Source organism: Rania fehmarnensis (genome assembly GCF_056494185.1).
In genome coordinates, this window is the sequence record NZ_CM151398.1 from 3,577,065 (window position 1) to 3,596,447 (window position 19,383).

Below are 19,383 nucleotides of genomic sequence, written 5' to 3' on the forward strand. Positions count from 1 at the left end.
CGCATTCCGCTGCAGCACACATATCGAAATGCTTGACGCATTCCGCTACCTGGTTGAGGTGCAGCCGACACGCAAGGTTGATTACTGGGATTGCCACTCCTTGGCCAGTTCCGACTCTGACTTGCCGGTCAGTTGTTTCCAGGTGTCAGGTGTGTAGTTGCCATCTCGTAGAGCCGCATTCAATTTCGAGATCAGGTCGCCTTGGCGATCATATTTGCGTACAACGAAGTCGATGAAGTTGGCGGAGACGCGGTAACTGGCATCATGTTTGGCGGTAGCCAGAGTCGGTTTGTTCAAGAGTGCGCCTTTGGTTTCAGGTTCGTATAAGAACCAACGGATGTAGTCGGGGATACCTTCTACCAACCACCCCGGCGTTTGTCGTCGCCGCGAATTTCGACCTTGCGAGCCTTGATAGTTCTGCACGATGTGAACCATTTCGTGGACCACCGCTCCGCGGGCTTCGCGATCGAGTTCACCTCGAAACCAATTGGCGTTCATGGAGATCGTCGAACCCTGAGCCCAAGCCGGAATGCCGCGCATGCGTTCACCCGGCAAAAAACGAAACGTAACTTCCCTGGGCGCTACATAGCCTTCACTGGGTAACATCTGAACGATCTTCGGATACCAAGCTTGGATGACCAATTTCAGTTTCGTTTCGGACCAATCAACTAAGTCGGGCGCATGCGTGGCATCGATGATAAATTGAAATTGGTCATCGGCGGTTGCGAAACGGAGCGCTTGATTTTCCGGAACGGTTATAGGTTGTACTTGACGATCCTCTTGCGAGTAAACGTCGACTTCGCTGAAGAAAGTGTGGCTGAAACGATCGTTGGCATCGGTGGCTTGGATGTCGAACCGCAGATAACGAAATTTCCCCAGGCCGGCTGAGCCGTTGGCAATCGCCGCCGCATGCTGGCCGCCGAGCGTAGCGCCCACTGCACCACGTTTTGCACCAACCGAACGTGTATCGACTTCGGCCAGCAATTTCCAGCCGCCGCTCAACGGGTTCTGTGCGTCTACTTTGGAGTCAGAGAATCCTTCGTCGAGACCAGAGGCGGCATACAAGCTGTAACGTTGGGGAGCGCGCGAACCGGGATGCCAGGAATAGCTGACCACTTCCTGGATATCAACTTGCGAGCCGAGGTCGGCCAGCAACACTCCACCGTCACTGCCGGCGGAGAGAAAGAAGTTCTCGCGAGGCGCATCTTCCGTCGCCGGGATCTGGCCGTCATTTAAGACATGGGGTTTGCCTGAATTCTCATCCGCTCGGCCGCGAATCAATGACCACTTGGCTTGGGCCCCTACATCATTGATGGCTGGCAACTTGATGCGTTGGAATTGAAACCACTCAGACGACCGCGAAACTTCCGTCTCGACCTTGATATCGGCTATCACCAAGGCGTTTAGACAAAGCGACAACCCCACGGCCAGCCATGAACAGTGTCTCCTTTTGCTCCGCAAAAGGGTTTGCCTTTCGCGGAGCGAAAGGAGACAAAGGCAATTCACCCAGTTATACACCATTCAATTCCAGCCTAATTTCGTCGCCAATAAAAGTAGAGTCGCTCCGCCGAAGGATTGGCCGTTCGCGGAGCGAATGGAGACCAAGCAGTTCACTCAGTTATACCACATACTCATGCGCCACTTTCCGATATCGATGCCGGAGTGAAATGTCTGCTTTTGCTCCGCAAAAGGATCTGTGCCTTTCGCGGAGCGAAAGGAGACTATTTGACTGCCAATCAAACAAAGTGTTTGCTTAGCAGCTCCTGGCAGCGATAGACTAGCGTTCGTATCGCAATGCGTTAAACCTCGCACACCAAAGGAGCCAGAGATGTCGATTCACAGGCGGACGCTTCTCAAGCAAGTGGGACAAGGGATGATCGTGGCAGGCGTGGGCACAGTTTGCGCCAGCGAATTAGGACTGGGCTTTTGCCTGGCTGACGAAACACCAGAAGCTCTAACTTTTGGCGATCTTGAACCGCTCGTGCAATTGATGCAAGCAACTGAACCTGATGCGCTCGTGCGCGAGCTCGCGCAGCGTATCAGACGAGGTGAGAACCTGGCTACTCTGTTAACTGCGGGCGCCTTGGCCAATGCGCGGACTTTTGGTGGCCAAGACTATATCGGTTTTCATACTTTCATGGCTTTGGCTCCGGCGTATCGTATGGCCAGGCAATTACCGACCGAGAAACAGGCTCTACCGATTTTGAAAGTCCTGCATCGCAACGCAGTACGCATCCAAGCTCAAGGTGGCAGAGCCAATGAAGTCCTCCATGCCGTGACACCAGAGCCGGTTCCAGCCAACCAGAACGCAGGTGAATTTCTGCGTAGCGTTGCCCGAACCGGTGACATCGAGCGCGCGGATCGCGTGTTCAGTTCGATGAGAGATCTGCCTGAGGGCGAAGCCTTCAATCACTTGATGATGGAAGTTGACGACGAAGTCGATGTACACCGAGTCGTACTGGCCTGGCGGGCGATGGATACACTCGATATCGCCGGGACCAAGTGGGCAAATTGTATGTTGCGACAATCGGTGCGCTATTGCGCCAGCACCGAACAACAAATATTGGCGAACAACCGAACTCCTTCGGCTATTCGCAACATCTTGCCCAGGTTGCTCGACCAATACCAACTGCTGGGACGTTCAGCAGGTACACGTAGTGGCGATGATACTTGGATGGAAGAGCTGGCCACGACCATATTCAGTAGCAGTCGCGAGCAAGCGGCCGATGCTGTTGCCCAAGCCTTCCGTGATGGCTTTGCGGCCGATGAGATTTGTCAGGCCATCTCGATCGCAGCCAACAAGCTGGTGTTGCATGATAAGGGACGACCTGAAAAATGGGCCAACGCAGAGAAGCCAGCCGGCAGTTGCCATGGTGACTCGATTGGCGTCCATGCTTCGGACGCAGCCAACGCGTGGCGCAATATCGTCTGCGTGTGCAATCAACCTCAAGCTGTTTCGGCTCTGATCGTGGCCGCCTTTCACACGGCCGGACAAACCGGAAACTCCAGCGCTCAGCCCATTCCTACCTCGGAGCAACTGGCAGAAGTCCGTGGCGAGTCGATCAAGCAGTTGCTCGATGAAACCAATATGGCGATTCGTAACCAAGACCAGATGCGCAGCGCTGCACTGGTCAAACGTTATGGCGAACTAGGTCATTCTGAACAACCGCTGATGGAACTGCTATTGCGTTTTGCGACCAGCGAAGATGGAGCGCTGCACGCCGAGAAGTATTTCCATACCGCAACAACTGAATTCGCCACGCTCCGTCCGGCATTTCGCTGGAATCAACTGGTGGCGCTCGCCCGCGTCACCGCCAGCCAGTTTGGGCGCAGTTCTCCGGGCTACCTCGCAGCGCAAGAAGCTCTGGGTGTTTCGATCTGAAGCAGCTTCTGAGGAGGGCTTATTTGCTCTTGAGTTCCAATTGTACGTCGCTGCGAGCTCCGTCAATAGTTACGCGCAGTTCATTAGCGCGCGAGTAACGCAGAGGTATCTGCGCTCGCGGTATGGGCGGCTTGCCGGCAAATCGCCGCGCCTCGAACTCTTCCAGTTCTGGCTTATTATCGCTGACCGTTACGTTGTATTGGCCAGCGGCCAAGCCGGCCCTAGAGTCAAGCTCGAATTGGCCGTCTTGCGCTAGTACGCTCGCCCCCGCAGCGCCCTCCGTGGCGGGATTGGGAGTGAACACGACGACAGCGCTCTTAACTGGTTTCTTATCGAGCTTGATCATGCCTTTGACTGGATAGGTCGGCACTGACTGTTCACAGCCAGCCAGTAAACAACCAACTACCAGCACAACACAGAACTTAGAGGCCAGCGTCATTGGACTGAACCTCTCCACCGGCGCGCGTCGAAATCGCTTTGACGATGTCTCCATTGGTCGTGTTACTCAAGAAGCGAACACTGCCATCGACAAAATTGAAATGCAACCCGCCCACATGCATGCTGGTGTAGCCGCCGATATTGGGCATCACGTGTACGTTTAGAGGATATTTGGTCGAGCCCATCGCGATACGTGGATAACCGACGATCCACCGCGCGGTACCCCAACGCGGTGTGCCTCCCAAACCCCCAGGAGTCGTCGCGCTCCATAGGTAGTCTTTGAAGTCATAGGTGGTTTCGCCCACGGCTATTGTGCCCGACGTACCATCGGTCACGTCCGCAAAGCGAATCGGACGGTTGGAGTAAACGGTTGTACCCAGAGTTCCCCACACGGCACCAAAAATGCCATCGCTGTTGGTCATGTAATCGCCCGTGCCTTCGTTGAGCAGATACGTGGAACCAGAGCCAACTTCGACAGGACTGCCACTTGCGCTCAGCACGCTCGAAGGTACTTCGCGATGAAAGTCCACCGAGGGACAAATGTAGGTTGGAATCTTCTGCTGGCTGACCGCCACGTTAACTGGATGGGTATAGTACAAACTAAAGTTGTACGACTGAACCAGGTTGCCCTGTTCCAAGTGAGGCAGAATCGAAGCAAAGCCGCTGATGAAGTTGCTATAGATCGAACCGGGGGGAAAAACCTTGTAGCTACTTTCGTAGTTATGCAAGGCCAGACCGATTTGCTTGAGATTGTTGCTGCACTGCATTCGCCTGGCCGCTTCGCGGGCCGCTTGAACTGCCGGCAATAGCAAGGAAACCAGAATGCCGATGATGGCGATCACCACCAGTAGCTCGACTAAAGTGAAGGCCGAACGCAACGACCGAGCACCAACACTAGACATTTGCCCAACTCCAAGAAGAAGACTGGAGAGCCGCTCGCCTGAACGTAGCCATACTGCCACGCCCGGCGATCAGCTCAAAACGCTCTTTGAACGACTTCTACCTGGCTGGCTTCAACAGGCCCTTTTGACCTGCCGCAATGGCTCGCTTGGTGCTGATGAGAATCAGTCTCAACAATAGACCTGGGCTGCAGATTATTGTCAATAGGCGATGTGAAAAAGTTGCAAACGCGCCTCGCGACGGACCTGATGCTGGGCTTGGGTGGGTGAAATGAGGGGCGAACTGCCCAGCAATCTATGCGCTAACTGTGAAAAAATTTCGAGAAGACTGGCATCGCTTCTTCCCAGAAATCGCCACGTTTCCCTGGCATTTATCGACAACCGGTGAAAGTGACGATACGGTTGCCTTCCAAGCGGCAGTTCGACTTGCTTGGGGTTGTTGAATGGCTAAACTAGTTGAGACAAAGTCTCAGTGTAGAAGGAGATGTCAACGCCAAGAGCAGTGGTTGTTGACCGCCAAATTCGATTCGTTGCACAATTTTTGTCCTCCATGATGGGTATCAATTCCATGAACTCAAAATTAGCAGTCACCTTCCTGTGCATTTGCTGCATGTCGACTGCCACCTACCGAAGCGCCAATGGTGCCGAGCCGGATGCCGCGCAGTGGAGCGGCTTTCAGAATGGTGGTCAACGACTCGCAGCTTCCCCTAAGCTGCCACTGCAATGGTCGGATACGGAAAACATTGCTTGGAAGTCTCCCATCACTGGGTACGGCCAATCGTCGCCCATCATCGATCGCGATCAACTGATCGTGACATCGGTCAGCGGCGACAACAAAGAGCAGTTTCACATCAGTGCGTATCGCCTGGACGATGGACACAAGAATTGGCAGCGCGACTTCACCAATCCAACCAAAGCCGAAAACAACAACTATGTCAGCCGGGCAGCTCCATCGCCTACCTGCGATGCTGCAGGCTACTATGCATTTTGCGAAGGTGGACTAGTGGTCGCCGTTGATCGCCAGGGCAATCCACGTTGGCAACGAGATTTGGTGGCCGAATATGGTCCCATCGAAGCGCGGCATGGATTGGCTTCCTCGCTGGAGCAAAACGAGAAGCTCTTGTTTGTATGGGTTGAGCGCAGCCAAGAGCCGTATGTCTTGGCCATCGACAAAGCAACAGGGCAGAATGTTTGGAAGTCGGTGGGGCTGGGAGCTACGACTTGGTGTTCACCCAGGCTGGTCACCGTCGGTGGCGCGCAGCATTTGGTTTGCAGCGCCAGCGGCAAGTTGGTTGGCTTTGAGCCTGCAACTGGAAACAGGCTTTGGGAGTTTACAGGAATTGCCAACAACACTGCCTGCACGCCGATACCACTGGGTGAAGATCGTTTTCTGATCGGGGCTTCGGAAGGGCGTGGCGAAGCATCGGCCGGAAAATCAATAGCATCGAACGGTGTGATCAAAGTCACCTTGAACGCGGACAATAAATTCGAAGCTGCCTATGTGTGGCAGGCCAAGAAAGCGAGCTGCAGCTTCGGTAGTCCGGTAGTCGCTGACGGTCGCGCCATCTTTGTCAATCGGGCTGGCGTACTCTATCAACTGGATGCCAGTTCTGGAGAAGAACTATCGGCCGAGCGTGTCAAGTCGGGCAGCATTTGGGCGACACCCATCGTATCGAGCGACCACGTGTATCTGTTTGGTCAGAAAGGTACGACTTCCGTAGTTTCACTTTCAACCGGCAAGTCGCTTGCAGATAACGTCCTTTGGCCTCTGCCCACGGAAGCCGCCGGCGACAGCGCCCCGACTGGACAAGTGTTATACGCAGCCGCAGTCGTGGAAAACCGGCTGATCATCCGCTCAGGCAGCATGCTGTACTGCATCCAAGCTGCGGAGTGATTATTGCGTTGGCGTATAAACAGTGGTTTTTCTGATTGGCAACTCTTGGGAAAAACGAGCACAAGTTGATGAACCAAGTAACCAAAGCCGGCGTTTTCAAGCTGCAATACGAATTCGCTGGTCCGACAGTTTAAGGAATTGGCACAGGCCTTAAGACTCCAGCATCGTTCGGCCAGTTTTTTCCGCAGATACGCTCGCTGTGTTTGTGCAGCCGAGAGACAGTTTGTCTTGAGATACCGCAGAGCTGCTTCTTCACTGTGAATTGCTTCACCAATAAAGTTTTCGTCGCGGGGATCAAGGTCCATGGCGAATCGCTTCAGCGAGAAGGGTTTGAATCGAAAGACTGTCTGCGAGCTTAGGGGCCGTTTTTTGAAGCAAACAGACCGTAATGCCAGATCAGTTCGCCGTCGAAATCGGAATGAGTGTGGGATGCAGAGCCAGGTAGTCTTCAGGGTGTGGTACCGCGAGCGATCCCTGGGGACGCGCAGAGGCGGCGAGGAGTCTCGCCCAAAATTCCATACGGCAATTGGTTCGGCAAACCCTGAAAATGGTTTTCGCCCAGCCGCAACCCTGGCGTAAGCGCAAGGGCGCGGGGCATTGGGCAGGAGCTGTCCCTAGCCAACGAGTCGTGCCTCCACTGACGCGAGGTCAGTGGAGGCAAATCTACTGCCCTTCTGAGAAATTCGATCGACGTTAAAATACCACTTCACGTATTTACGCCGGCAGCGGCTCAGCCACTCGAATGAACAGCGAACAACGACATCCATGGGCATACTCTTACAGATTCAAGGGGCCGAGAAGAGCTACGGCGATCAAGTTTTGCTGGACGATGCCGACGCTACCATAACCGACAATGTCAAAGTTGGTTTTGTCGGCCGCAATGGGGCGGGCAAATCGACGTTGTTGCGTGTCTTGCTAGGTGAAGAAGAGTTAGAAAAGGGTGAAGTTATCCGTCACCCTCAACTGCAGGTCGGCTATCTGCGGCAGCATGACCCGTTCTTGCCAGGTGAGTCGGCGCTGGACTTTCTCATCCGCGACAGCCAGAAACCGGAGTGGAAGTGCGGCGAAGTAGCGGGACAGTTCGAACTGAAGGGCAAGTATCTCAACGGGCCGATCGCGGAGTTGTCGGGTGGTTGGCAAACACGCGTCAAGCTGGCTGCGTTGCTGCTGCACGAACCGAATTTGTTGCTGTTGGATGAACCGACCAACTTCTTAGATTTGCGCACCCAGATTCTGCTCGAGCATTTTTTGCGAGGTTTCAACAAAGCCGCCTTGATCGTGTCGCACGATCGCGCTTTTCTGCAAGCCACTTGCGATCACACGCTAGATTTGACTCGCGGGCGCTTGACCATGTATCCCGGCAAGATCGAAGAGTTCTTGGTGTTTCAAGCCGAACGTCGCATGCACGACGAGCGCGAGAATGCCACGATCCAGACCAAGCAGAAGGCGCTGCAGAAATTCATCGACAAGAACCGCGCCCGCGCCAGTACGGCCAGTCGCGCGAAATCGAAGAGCCGCATGCTCGACAAACTGCAGACCGTCGAGATCGAAGCTGACTTGCCAACGGCGGCCATTCGCGCCCCGATCGTTGCTCCACGCAAAGGTCCCGCGGTACGTACGATTGATGTCGCCATTGGTTACCCCGATCGAACCGTGGCCAATGATATCACCATTGAAATCGAGCATGGTCAACGCGCGGCGATCGTGGGCGACAATGGCCAAGGTAAGACCACCCTGTTGCGCACGCTAGTCGGTTCGTTGACTCCATTATCCGGTACAGTGCGCTGGGGCCATGGTTGCGAAGTTGGTGTTTATGCGCAGCACGTATACAGTTCGTTAGAGCCGAAACAAACGGTGCTCGAATACCTGGAATCCAAAGCGATTGTCGGCACCACCAATCAAATGATCTTGGCCGTGGCTGGCTCGCTCCTGTTTCGCGGGGACCATATACGCAAGAAAGTTCAAGTGCTCTCTGGCGGTGAGCGAGCTCGACTGTGCATGGCGGGTTTGTTACTGGGGTCCTACAACGTCTTGGTTCTGGATGAACCTGGTAACCACTTGGATGTGGAAACGGTTGAATCGCTGGCTGAGTCGCTGCTGGAATACAAAGGTACAGTTATCTTTACCAGTCACGATCGACACTTCATGCAGCGCGTGGCCACGAGCATTGTGGAAGTTCGCGACGGCTGTGCTCGCAATTACAATGGCGACTATGCAGCTTACTTGTACTACGTTAACAAAGAGATCGACGACGGCGAACGTGAACGCGGCCCAGTTAAGACCAAGCCACCCAGCGATGGAAAAAACAGTGGTCCACCCGAACGATCCGCAGCCGAAAATAAGAAACTCCAAAAGGAACTGAAGGCACTGGAAAAGTCAGTGCAGAGCCTCGACGCGCAGCGCCGCGAGATCAACGATCAACTGATGCAAGCCACCGATCCCCAAGAAGCTCTACGCTTGCACAACGAACTGAAAGCCGTCGAAATGGATCTTGGCCTGGCCGAACAACGCTGGCTCGAACTAAGTGCGATGGAATAACTTCGTTTAACCCGTAGCCGCCAGGCGAGGCCGCACCCTCTAACCCAACACTGCATTTACCTCAGTATCTGGCGGCTGAAGGTGGTCACTTGGTCGTGGACGTGAACTCCTGCGCTCGCCTCGCCTTCGGCGTAACTCGTTTAACCCGTAGCCGCCAGGCGAGGCCGCACCCTCTAACCAATTCTGCATCTACCTGAGCGTCTGGTGGCTTAAGGCGGTCACTTGGTCGTAGACGTGAACTCCTGCGCTCGCCTCGCCTTCGGCTGCGGGTTAAACGAGTTAGCCGCCAGGCGAGGCCGCACCCTCTAACCAATTCTGCATCTACCTGAGCGTCTGGTGGCTTAAGGCGGTCACTTGGTCGTGGACGTGAACTCCTGCGCTCGCCTCGCCTTCGGCGTGACTCGTTTAACCCGTAGCCGCCAGGCGAGGCCGCACCCTCTAACCAATTCTGCATCTACCTGAGCGTCTGGTGGCTTAAGGCGGTCACTTGGTCGTAGACGTGAACTCCTGCGCTCGCCTCGCCTTCGGCTGCGGGTTAAACGAGTTAGCCGCCAGGCGAGGCCGCACCCTCTAACTCAACACTGCGTTTACCTCAGTATCCGGTGGCTTAAGGTGGTCACTTGGTCGTGGACGTGAACTCCTGCGCTCGCCTCGCCTTCGGCGTAACTCGTTTAACCCGTAGCCGCCAGGCGAGGCCGCACCCTCTAACCCAACACTGCGTTTACCTCAGTATCCGGTGGCTTAAGGTGGTCACTTGGTCGTAGACGTGAACTCCTGCGCTCGCCTCGCCTTCGGCGTAACTCGTTTAACCCGTAGCCGCCAGGCGAGGCCGCACCCTCTAACCCAACACTGCGTTTACCTCGGTATCCGGTGGCTTAAGGTGGTTACTTGGTCGTAGACGTGAACTCCTGCGATTGCCTCGCCTTCGGCTGCGGGTTAAACGAGTTAGCCGCCAGGCGAGGCCGCACCCTCTAACCAATTCTGCATCTACCTGAGCATCTGGTGGCTTAAGGTGGTTACTTGGTCGTGGACGTGAACTCCTGCGATTGCCTCGCCTTCGGCTGCGGGTTAAACGAGTTAGCCGCCAGGCGAGGTGGCGCTCGACATTGCACGGGTATTGAAGTAAGCTGAGGGTTTGAGTCCAGGTTTTCAGAATAGTTTCACACCAAAGGGGCACACAAGTCAAATGATCTTTCGATCGCACCAGCGCGGACGACAGATGCCTTGGCTTGGCTGGCTACTGCTGTGGATTGTTGCGTGCCCGTTCCCGCGACCGCTGGTTCACTCGCATGCTGAGCTGGGACAAGCCGGCGTGAGTGCCGACGTGCTCGCGCGACATATGCTTGCTCAGCACACCGACCTTCAGGCTGAGGTCGCATTTGACCAACCCCATATCCACTGGACACTCGTACCTCGGCCTTCGAGTTCCTCGCCGATCGATGGCTGCGATGACTTGGCGCTTTCTCAGTCATCTCCTCAGTCGTCCTCGTGGCCAACGACGACTTGCCAAGCGGACTTGCCTGCGACGCCTGGCCTCAGCCCGCACGAAGTACTGGAAGAAGACCGATCAATCGGCCAGTTGCAGGGCTCACCAAACTTCAATCTCTTCCCTGGAATCTGCCAACGCATTCGCTTCTGCGTTTGGACGTGTTGATCTTCGCCTCCAGGGTAGCGGAATGCGTCAAGCATTTCGGACACCTGATTTCACGAAAGCCTTGACGGCTTCCGCTACGGATCAAACGTGTCGCCCACGAAAGCCTTGACGGCTTCCGCTACGGATCAAACTTGTCGCTAACGAAAGCCTTGACGGTTTCCGCTACGGCGAATCTCTCTAAGCATTACTTTCACTCTCTTGCAAGCTCAACGAATCATGCATGCACTTCAGCGCAATTTTGACTCTCTCTCGACCGATAGGCTTAGTACCCGACAGATCATGTTCGTGATGATGTGGTTGATGTCGGTAGCAATCGGCTTACAGGCCGCTGTGGGCCAGGCTCCGGGCGAGCCATCACAGCCGTCTGAGGCTCTGCCGACTCCGATGCCCAAGCTCACCGTCTCCCCGCTACAGATCAAAAGATCAGGCATTCAAACTGGCAAGCCCATCAAAGACAAGTTCGCGATTCAGATCAGCCTGACCGGGCGAGTTTCTCTCAATGAAGAGAAGCTGGCACACATTTATCCTATCGTTAGCGGGCAGGTAGAAAGTGTAAAAGTTGCACTGGGCGACGTGGTCAACGAAGGTGACTTGCTGGTGGCTGTGCACAGTCGAGAAGTGGGCACAGCCAAACTAGATCTGTTTCAAGCTAAGCTGGCTCTCGAGCTAGCCACGCTGAAATTCAAGTTGCAAGAAGAATTGGGTGGCAACACCAAAGCACTGCTCGATGCACTGCGGAAAAGAGAAGAGATTGCGGAAATTCAGACGCAATTCTCCGGACGGTCGATGGGTGACTATCGTGAAAAGCTGTTGCAAGCCTATGCGAGCTATGTGAAGTCCGAAGCCGATGTCCAGCGGCTCTCGGGTATCGCCGACTCAGGCGCTATTTCATCAAAGCAGTTGGTCTGGGCGCAGTCGACCCGCAATGCTGACCTGGCCACTTTCTTGGCACGAATTGAACAAGTCGAATATGAGATCAAGACGTCTCTACTGCAAGCCTCGCAGCTAGTCAGGGAAGCAGAGACGCGGGTCGCAGTCAGCACCACAAACTTGAGCATCATGGGCTGTCGCGAAGAAGACATCGCCGACATTGACCCCAAGCAACAAAAGCAAGCCGTGTCGGACTATCTGATTCGCGCGCCTTTTAAGGGCACCGTGATCAGCAAAGATGTTGTGTTGGGTGAACAACTGCGTCCTGATACGCAGATCATGGCCATCGCCGATTTATCGACCGTTTGGATCGAAGCCAACATCTACGAGAAAGATCTACCGCTTCTCGACGCGCTGAAAGACCAGACTCTGAAAGTTCGGAATGCAATTTGGCCGAATCGTCAATTCGCAGCCAAGATTTTTTACACGGGTGAAATCATGGACGAGAAGACGCGCACCGTCTCCTTGCGGGCCGTGGCGCCTAACGTCGACAGTCTATTGAAACCAGGCATGTTCGTTCAAGTTGAATTCGAATCGGGCCCGAGTGACGAACTGGTTCTACAAGTCCCCAACGATGCCGTCATGGAGCACGAAGGTCAACAGTTCGTCTTTTTATCTCTGGGCGACAATCAATTCGAACGACGCGACGTTCGACTCGGTCCTAAGAACGCAAGTAGAACCGTCATTGAGATGGGGCTAGACGAGACGGACTCCGTAGTGACCACCGGCGGGTTCATCCTTAAGTCGAAGATGCTCGAAGGCCTGCTGGGTGAGGAATAAGAATCATGGTTAACCACATCATAGAATGGTCGTTGAACAATCGCTTTATAGTCATGTTGCTGGCCATCGTTACGTTGGGTATGGGTGCGTTTGCTGCCAGCACCATTCCACTGGATGCAGTGCCCGATCTCACCAACGTGCAAGTGCAGATACTCACCAATGCGCCGGCACTTGGACCCATTGAGGTCGAACAGTTCATTACCTTCCCGGTTGAAAACGCCATGAGCGGCGTACCGGACGTCGACGAGATCCGCTCGATCAGTCGTTTCGGACTGAGCGCGGTGACGGTTAGTTTTCATGATGGAACAGACATCTACTGGGCGCGCAATATCGTCAGTCAACGTCTGCTGCGAGCCAAGGAGGAGATCCCGCCGGGAATGGGAACGCCCGAGCTTGGTCCAATTGCTACCGGGATGAGCGAGATCTATCAGTTCGAGGTCCGCGCCGAGCCAGGTTTTGATCACTCGCTGAAGGACTTGCGCACGATTCTCGATTGGCAACTCGCTTTTCAGCTGCGTAGCGTGCCCGGGGTAATTGAAGTTAATACTTTCGGTGGCGAACTCAAAACCTACGAAGTGCAACTCGACCCTATCAAGTTGCAGGACTACAACCTGTCGCTGAGCGATGTATTCCAAGCGCTGCAAGAGAACAATGGAAACGCTGGCGGTGGTTATATCGTGCATGGTGCCGAACAACGCTTGATCCGTGGCGAAGGCTTGATTGGTTCATTGTCCGATGTCAGTTCGATCATTCTGGCCAATAACGACGGGGTGCCAGTCCGCGTGCGCGATGTGGCAGATGTGCAGTTCGCGCCCATGCTGCGTCAAGGTGCCGTTACGCGGGATGGGGAGCGCGAGGCAGTGATCGGGATGGTCATGATGATCATGGGAGGCAACTCGCGGCAAGTCGTAGAAGATGTGAAGCACAAGATCGCCGAAATTCAAAAGTCGTTGCCTGAAGGTGTGGTTATCGAAACCTTCTATGACCGAACTGAATTGGTGGAGAAGACGATTCACACGGTAGCCGAGAATATTGGACTGGGCGTCCTGCTGGTCGTGATTATGCTCTTTTTGCTCTTGGGCGACGTGCGCGCGGGGCTGATTGTGGCAGCAGCTATTCCGCTATCCGCGATGGCGACCTTGATTGCCATGCGTTATGCGGGAGTGTCTGCCAATTTGATGAGCATGGGCGCAGTGGACTTTGGCGTCATCGTCGATGGTGCCGTCGTGATGATTGAAAACTGTGTACGGCGGGCTGCGCACTATCGCAAAACGCATCAGCAAGATCACGTACCCCTGGGCGTGTATCGCGAGTCAGCCAAAGAGGTTGGCAAACCAATTCTCTTCGCCGGACTGATCGTGATCATCGTCTTCATTCCGATTCTCAGCTTGCAAGGCATGGAAGGCAAAATGTTTCGCCCGATGGCCTTCGTATTCATGACTGCACTTTCTGCGGCTTTGGTTCTGGCGGTGACAGTCATGCCCGTCATGGCCTCGCTGTTTCTGGCACGGCGCATTAAAGAGCACGAGACGTTTCTAGTCCGCTGGATCAAACTGGCTTATCGACCCATGTTGGCATTTGCCATGGCTCGGCCTGCGTTGATGCTGAGCCTATCGGTCATCATGTTTGCACTGAGCATGGTGGCAGCGTCTCGTTTTGGAGTCGAGTTTGTACCGAAACTGGACGAAGGCGACATTGCCATTCAGGCCACTCGCTTGCCGAGCGTTTCGCTGGAAACCTCGATCGAGATGACCAAAGCCATCGAGCGCTGCCTGATGGAATTCGAGGAAGTGGAGACAGTTGTATCGAAAACCGGACGTCCAGAGATTGCCAACGACCCGATGGGAGTTTACCAAACGGACATCATTGTGCGTCTAAAACCCGTCGATGAGTGGAAGTCGGGGCTCACCAAATCAGAGTTGGTCAAGCAGATGCGCTCCAGCTTGACTGAGCAGGTTGCGGCCAATGCGTACAGCTTCACTCAGCCGATTGAACTGCGTGTACAAGAGTTAGTCGCAGGCGTGCGTTCGGATATTGGCTTGAGCTTGTATGGAGATGATTTGGATGAACTCAAACGCAAAGGCGACGAATTGGTAGCGGCGTTAAACAAGGTTCCTGGGGCGGCGGATGTGCAGGCTCAGCAGATCGCCGGTCTGCCATACCTGCGTATCGTGGTAGATCGAGATGCAGTGGCCTTGTATGGCATCAACGCGCGGCAAGTCCTGGATGCTGTCTCAGTTGTGGGTGGTATGCCAGTAGGGCAAGTGTTCGAAGGCCAACGCCGCTTTCCGTTACAAGTGCGCTTGAAATCCCAGTGGCGCGAGGAAGCTGAACAAATCAAGGAACTGAAAGTCGAAGATCCCGAGGGGCGGCAAATCCCGCTCTCCCAGTTGGCCAAGATCTTCGTAGAAGAAGGCCCGGTAGAAATCAGCCGTGATTCCATTCGTCGGCGCATTCTGGTGCAGTGCAATGTGAATGGTCGCGATCTGGCCGGCTTCGTCGCCGAAGCACAGGAAGTAGTAGAACGCGATGTCAAACTGGCCGCTGGTTACTCGCTGCGCTGGGGAGGCCAGTTCGAAAACTTGCAACAAGCCAGTAAACGCCTGGCCATAGCTGTACCCGTTGCGCTTATCCTAATCTTCGCCCTGCTGTATATGACGTTCAACTCAGTGAAGCTAGCGCTGTTGATCTACCTGAACGTACCGATCGCCGCCACTGGCGGCATCATGCTGCTATGGTTTCGTGACATGCCTTTTTCCATCTCTGCCGGCGTAGGCTTTATTGCGCTCTTCGGTATTGCCGTGATGAATGGCGTGGTGTTGATCGAACATGTGCGGCACCTCAGGCACTCTGGCGATAGTCAGCGAAACGCGGTTGTTAGTGGAGCGATGGATCGTCTACGGCCGGTGCTCATGACAGCGGCTTGTGGCGCGTTGGGCTTTACTCCGATGGCTTTGTCGACGAGTTCCGGGGCCGAGGTTCAACAACCCCTAGCCACAGTGGTCATTGGCGGCCTGTTCACCTCGACGGCGCTGACCTTGCTGGTGCTGCCGACCATCTACCGCTGGTTCGAACCCAAAGAGCCAGCAGCCGAACCGGTCGACATGTCCGAGTTTACGCATTGACATGTAGAGCGGCTGTCCCCAGCCGCTCAGCACCTGCTAACCCAATTATCGACCGACCTCACGCCTCTGGATGGCGCAGCGTGCAAAGGTAGTTGGGAATTTTGATACTCAGCTAGTCCGGAGCAAATTAAAAACGCAGAGAGACGCGGAGGATCGCAGAGGATACCAACTGGTTTTCTCTGCGAGGCTCTGCGTCTCTGCGTTTTAAATTGAAGCCCTTACTCTCAAATTTCCCAAAACGCGCTCTTGCCGGTACTTAGTCTCTGTGTATACTGTGTATATGACAATACACAGTTGGATCACCATCTCGCTCAACGATCCACGGGCGTTGTATCTGCAGGTGATAGAGCAGATCAAACGGCGCGTGGCGGTTGGCGATTTGCCACCTGGCACGGAGTTGCCCTCGATTCGCGAGTTGGCTGCCGAACTGAAGGTCAGCGTGATCACGATCAAGCGGGCCTATCTGGAACTGGAGCGCGAGGGTGTGATTGTTACGCGACAGGGGAAAGGGTCCGTGGTCGCCGAGAAGCCTGGCCTGCAAGCATCTATGCAAGAGCGCGAAATGCGTCAGCACCTAAGCGAAGCGAGCAAGCTCGGTCTCTTAATGGGCATCTCGAAAACGGAAATGCAGCGTCGTCTGGCCGAACAGTATGAGAAAGAACAGAAAGCCAACCAATGACCACACTTTTAGAAAATAGGCCAAGCCTCGACCGCGCGGCAGTGCTGGACGGCGTCAGCAAACACTACAAGCACTTCCAGTTGAAGAGTATCAGTCTGGAACTGGCTCGCGGCAGCGTCATGGGCTTGATTGGTCCCAACGGCGCTGGCAAGTCGACAACCATGCGAATCATGATGGGCCTGGTCAATCCTGATAGCGGCAGTGTATCTGTGCTGGGTAAATCCATCTCGTCGCACGAGGCGTCCGCCAAACAAGAGATTGGCTACTTTTCAGACGATATGCGCATGTATAAGCCTGAATCAGTGGGCTGGCACATGCAGTTTGTGCGCTCACTTTATCCGAACTGGGATGATCAGTATGCACAGCAATTGCTGAATCGCTTTGGTTTGATCGAACGCCAGGCCGTTAAAGGACTATCGCATGGACAGCGGGTGAAAGCCATGCTGCTGTTAATTCTGGCGCGCAGGCCTAAGTTGCTGATACTTGACGAGCCAACTAACGGGCTAGATCCCGTCGCCAAGCAAGAAGTGCTGAGCGAACTCATGCGGATCGTTGAAGACGCGGATCGGACGATTCTGTACTCGTCGCACAACACGCAGGACATTGAATTGATTAGCGATACGATCACCTTCATCGATCGAGGCGAAGTCATTGCTTGCAAGGATCGCGATGAATTTTTGGAAAACTGGAAGCGCATCAAGGTCCATGTCAACGACACCTGGCAATTACCGCCGATCGCCGGATTGAAGATCGAGACCACTTTTCGCGGCTTGCGCGTGCTCTCTCTCAACCAGTTCGACGAGACGGTCGCCGCGCGCTTGACCGACTCTGGCGCGGATATCGAATCGATTGACCCCATGACCCTAGAAGAAATCTTTGTTAGTTCCGTAATGCGTGGTCGCGAAGGAAACCTCTCATGAATGTGAATATGCAAGCGATTCGGATTCTATTCCTGAAGGACCTGTTCCTCAGCCGTCGACACTTGTTCGCCTATTTCGTGGCAGGCTTGGTGAGCTGTCTATTGGCGTGCATTCCGGATCCAACTGTAGCCTTCGTTGGATTTATATTGGTCATCACCACCGCGATTGCCTCCGGGATTCACTTGATCGGTACGCTGATGTTATCCGAGTCGGTCGACCAGACACGTTTGTTCGTGATGAGTCTGCCGGTGAGTCTGCTGGATTACTCGCTGGGCAAGATCAGCGTTGTGCTGACAACGTATTTGATTCCTTGGGCAACTATGTTTGCCTGTTCGATAATCTTGACGTTTGTAGTCCCTTGGGCCAACCATGGCTCGGCGGTCGTTTTGCCCGCGATATTCCTATTCTTGCTCAGCACATTCATGTTGCAACTGGTGACGGCCGTGATCAGCGAATCGGTGGGTTGGACCATATCGGTAATGGTCGGATGTAATGTGGCGATGAACGTGTTTCTGATGAAGCTGTTTGGAAACGCCGAGATCTCTGCCGCCAGTAAAGGCGATGTGGTCGTATGGCCAGCGGCTCTTCTGCAGATTTTGGCCATCGAAGGCGCCGTAATCCTACTCGCCTTGGCCATAGCCTTGGCATTCCAAACTCGCAAACGCGACCTGATTTAACCCGTAGCGGAATGCGTCAAGCATTTCGAACACTAGGCACGACGCCAGATTCGTACTCGTACTCGAATCGTTCGAGCACGAGCACGAGTAGGAGTAGGAGTAGGAGTAGGAGTAGGAGTAGGAGTAGGAGTAGGAGTAGGAGTAGGAGTAGGAGTAGGAGTAGGAGTAGGAGTAGGAGTAGGAGTAGGAGTAGGAGTAGGAGTAGGAGTAGGAGTAGGAGTAGGAGTAGGAGTAGGAGTAGGAGTAGGAGTAGGAACTCAACTTTCGCAACTTGTTACCTTAATGCAGCGTATTCATTATCTCGATAATTTGCGGGCATGGGCCATGCTCTTGGGCGTGTACCTGCATGCGGCACTGGCCTATGCTGCGCCGGCCCAGAGCGTCTGGCTGGCGACCGATCGAGGCTCGAGCCGATTGATTGACGGTTCGATTTGGTTCATTCACTTGTTTCGCATGAGCCTTTTCTTTTGGCTGTCAGGTTACTTTGCCAAGCTAGTCATGGAGCGCAAGGGATGGCGGGCTTTCTTGCTGGGGCGAGCCCTGCGGATTTTGCTGCCGTTTATCTTGTTCTATCCGTTTCTGTTGGGTTCCATGGCAGCGGTGATCGTGTTTTCTTTAAACTACCAAGATCAGCCGCAGGGGTTGATGGGCCTAATTGCGCAGGCTGGTAAGAATAGTGATGGCCCACCCCAGAGCCAGCCGCTGACGACCATGCATCTGTGGTTCTTGTACTATCTGATGATCTTTACGATCCTGAGCGCAGTTCTCTCACGCTGTAAGTCGGTTCAGTTTACGTGGCTCAGGTCTGCTTCACTCAGAGTTCGATTTGGGATCCTGTTGCTGTCGCCATTGGCGCTCTTGCCTGGAGTCATGGGCACTGATGTACCGCTGCCCGCTCCCGAGTCGTTCTGGCCGCATTGGTGGCCACTGGCTTTTTATGGATTGTTTTACCTGGCAGGCTGGCAGACGCGTGGTCGTGAAGAATGGTTGCAGTCTTTGCAACCATATGCCTGGCCCCTAATGGTAATCAGCTGCGTCATGTACGGGCTCTACTACCTTTGTATGCCACTGCTGGACATTCGACAATTGACCGAGAGCTCGATGGCCCTTGGTAGCTGGCAGAACGTGGTTACGCGTTTGCTGACAGCGTATCTCTCGGCTAGTTTGACAGTGTGTGCGCTGTTGCTGGGAAGTCGCTATCTTCAGCAGCGCAGCCCGCTGATGAGCTTTGTGGCGGATGCTTCCTACTGGGTCTATCTCGTCCATTTACCATTGGTACTTTTTTTACAGACTTGTCTGATACCCCTGCCCTGGCCAGCGCTGCTAAAGCTGGCCATTGTTATCATAGTCACGATGCTGGCGACCGCGGCCAGTTATGTAGTTTTCGTTCGCTACACGCCGCTGGGTTGGCTCCTGCACGGACGTCGCAACTTTCCATAAGGCACCGCCAGACCCAGATGCCCGATC

13 protein-coding genes are annotated in these 19,383 nt (G+C 54.5%); 10 read left to right on the top strand and 3 right to left on the bottom strand.

Going from position 1 to position 19,383, the window contains the following annotated elements; translation table 11 throughout:
• Positions 1–81: 81 nt before the first annotated feature.
• Positions 82–1,425 carry a basic secretory protein-like protein gene (locus SH573x_RS12100; RefSeq protein WP_479355344.1) on the bottom strand — a complete coding sequence of 448 codons (1,344 nt, stop codon included), beginning with the start codon at positions 1,423–1,425 and terminating at the stop codon, positions 82–84.
• A gap of 403 nt (positions 1,426–1,828) precedes the next feature.
• Between SH573x_RS12100 and SH573x_RS12105 the strand changes: the two genes are divergently transcribed.
• On the top strand, positions 1,829–3,382 hold the full coding sequence (locus tag SH573x_RS12105; RefSeq protein ID WP_479355346.1) for a hypothetical protein: 1,554 nt from the start codon (positions 1,829–1,831) through the stop codon (positions 3,380–3,382).
• A 19-nt stretch (positions 3,383–3,401) separates the two neighbouring features.
• Here the strand turns inward: SH573x_RS12105 and SH573x_RS12110 are convergent, their stop codons facing one another.
• Entirely contained in the window at positions 3,402–3,821 is a 420-nt protein-coding gene (locus SH573x_RS12110) for a hypothetical protein (protein ID WP_479355348.1), read from the bottom strand.
• Positions 3,805–4,722 (bottom strand): DUF1559 family PulG-like putative transporter, encoded by a 918-nt coding sequence (locus tag SH573x_RS12115; protein WP_479355350.1) that lies wholly within the window; start codon positions 4,720–4,722, stop codon positions 3,805–3,807. Before SH573x_RS12115 ends, SH573x_RS12110 begins: the two co-directional genes overlap by 17 nt.
• 565 nt (positions 4,723–5,287) lie before the next feature.
• Between SH573x_RS12115 and SH573x_RS12120 the strand changes: the two genes are divergently transcribed.
• The 9 genes from SH573x_RS12120 to SH573x_RS12160 all read left to right on the top strand — a co-directional run bounded on the left by SH573x_RS12120 (position 5,288) and on the right by SH573x_RS12160 (position 19,356).
• A complete protein-coding gene (locus SH573x_RS12120) occupies positions 5,288–6,613 on the top strand; it encodes an outer membrane protein assembly factor BamB family protein (RefSeq protein WP_479355351.1) in 1,326 nt (441 codons plus the stop codon).
• A 765-nt stretch (positions 6,614–7,378) separates the two neighbouring features.
• Complete coding sequence (locus SH573x_RS12125; RefSeq protein ID WP_479355353.1) at positions 7,379–9,151, top strand: ABC-F family ATP-binding cassette domain-containing protein; 1,773 nt, start codon at positions 7,379–7,381, stop codon at positions 9,149–9,151.
• A gap of 1,186 nt (positions 9,152–10,337) precedes the next feature.
• A complete protein-coding gene (locus SH573x_RS12130) occupies positions 10,338–10,805 on the top strand; it encodes a hypothetical protein (RefSeq protein WP_479355354.1) in 468 nt (155 codons plus the stop codon).
• Positions 10,806–11,021: 216 nt separating this feature from the next.
• Positions 11,022–12,515: an efflux RND transporter periplasmic adaptor subunit gene (locus SH573x_RS12135; RefSeq protein ID WP_479355356.1), complete on the top strand. Its 1,494-nt coding sequence runs from the start codon at positions 11,022–11,024 to the stop codon at positions 12,513–12,515.
• A gap of 5 nt (positions 12,516–12,520) precedes the next feature.
• Complete coding sequence (locus SH573x_RS12140; RefSeq protein WP_479355357.1) at positions 12,521–15,640, top strand: efflux RND transporter permease subunit; 3,120 nt, start codon at positions 12,521–12,523, stop codon at positions 15,638–15,640.
• A gap of 280 nt (positions 15,641–15,920) precedes the next feature.
• Positions 15,921–16,319, top strand: coding sequence for a GntR family transcriptional regulator (locus SH573x_RS12145; RefSeq protein WP_479355359.1), 399 nt, complete (start codon positions 15,921–15,923; stop codon positions 16,317–16,319).
• On the top strand, positions 16,316–17,239 hold the full coding sequence (locus tag SH573x_RS12150; protein ID WP_479355361.1) for an ABC transporter ATP-binding protein: 924 nt from the start codon (positions 16,316–16,318) through the stop codon (positions 17,237–17,239). Before SH573x_RS12145 ends, SH573x_RS12150 begins: the two co-directional genes overlap by 4 nt.
• Positions 17,236–17,916 carry a hypothetical protein gene (locus SH573x_RS12155; RefSeq protein WP_479355363.1) on the top strand — a complete coding sequence of 227 codons (681 nt, stop codon included), beginning with the start codon at positions 17,236–17,238 and terminating at the stop codon, positions 17,914–17,916. Before SH573x_RS12150 ends, SH573x_RS12155 begins: the two co-directional genes overlap by 4 nt.
• A 282-nt stretch (positions 17,917–18,198) precedes the next feature.
• Complete coding sequence (locus SH573x_RS12160) at positions 18,199–19,356, top strand: acyltransferase family protein (RefSeq protein ID WP_479355365.1); 1,158 nt, start codon at positions 18,199–18,201, stop codon at positions 19,354–19,356.
• Positions 19,357–19,383 lie beyond the last annotated feature (27 nt).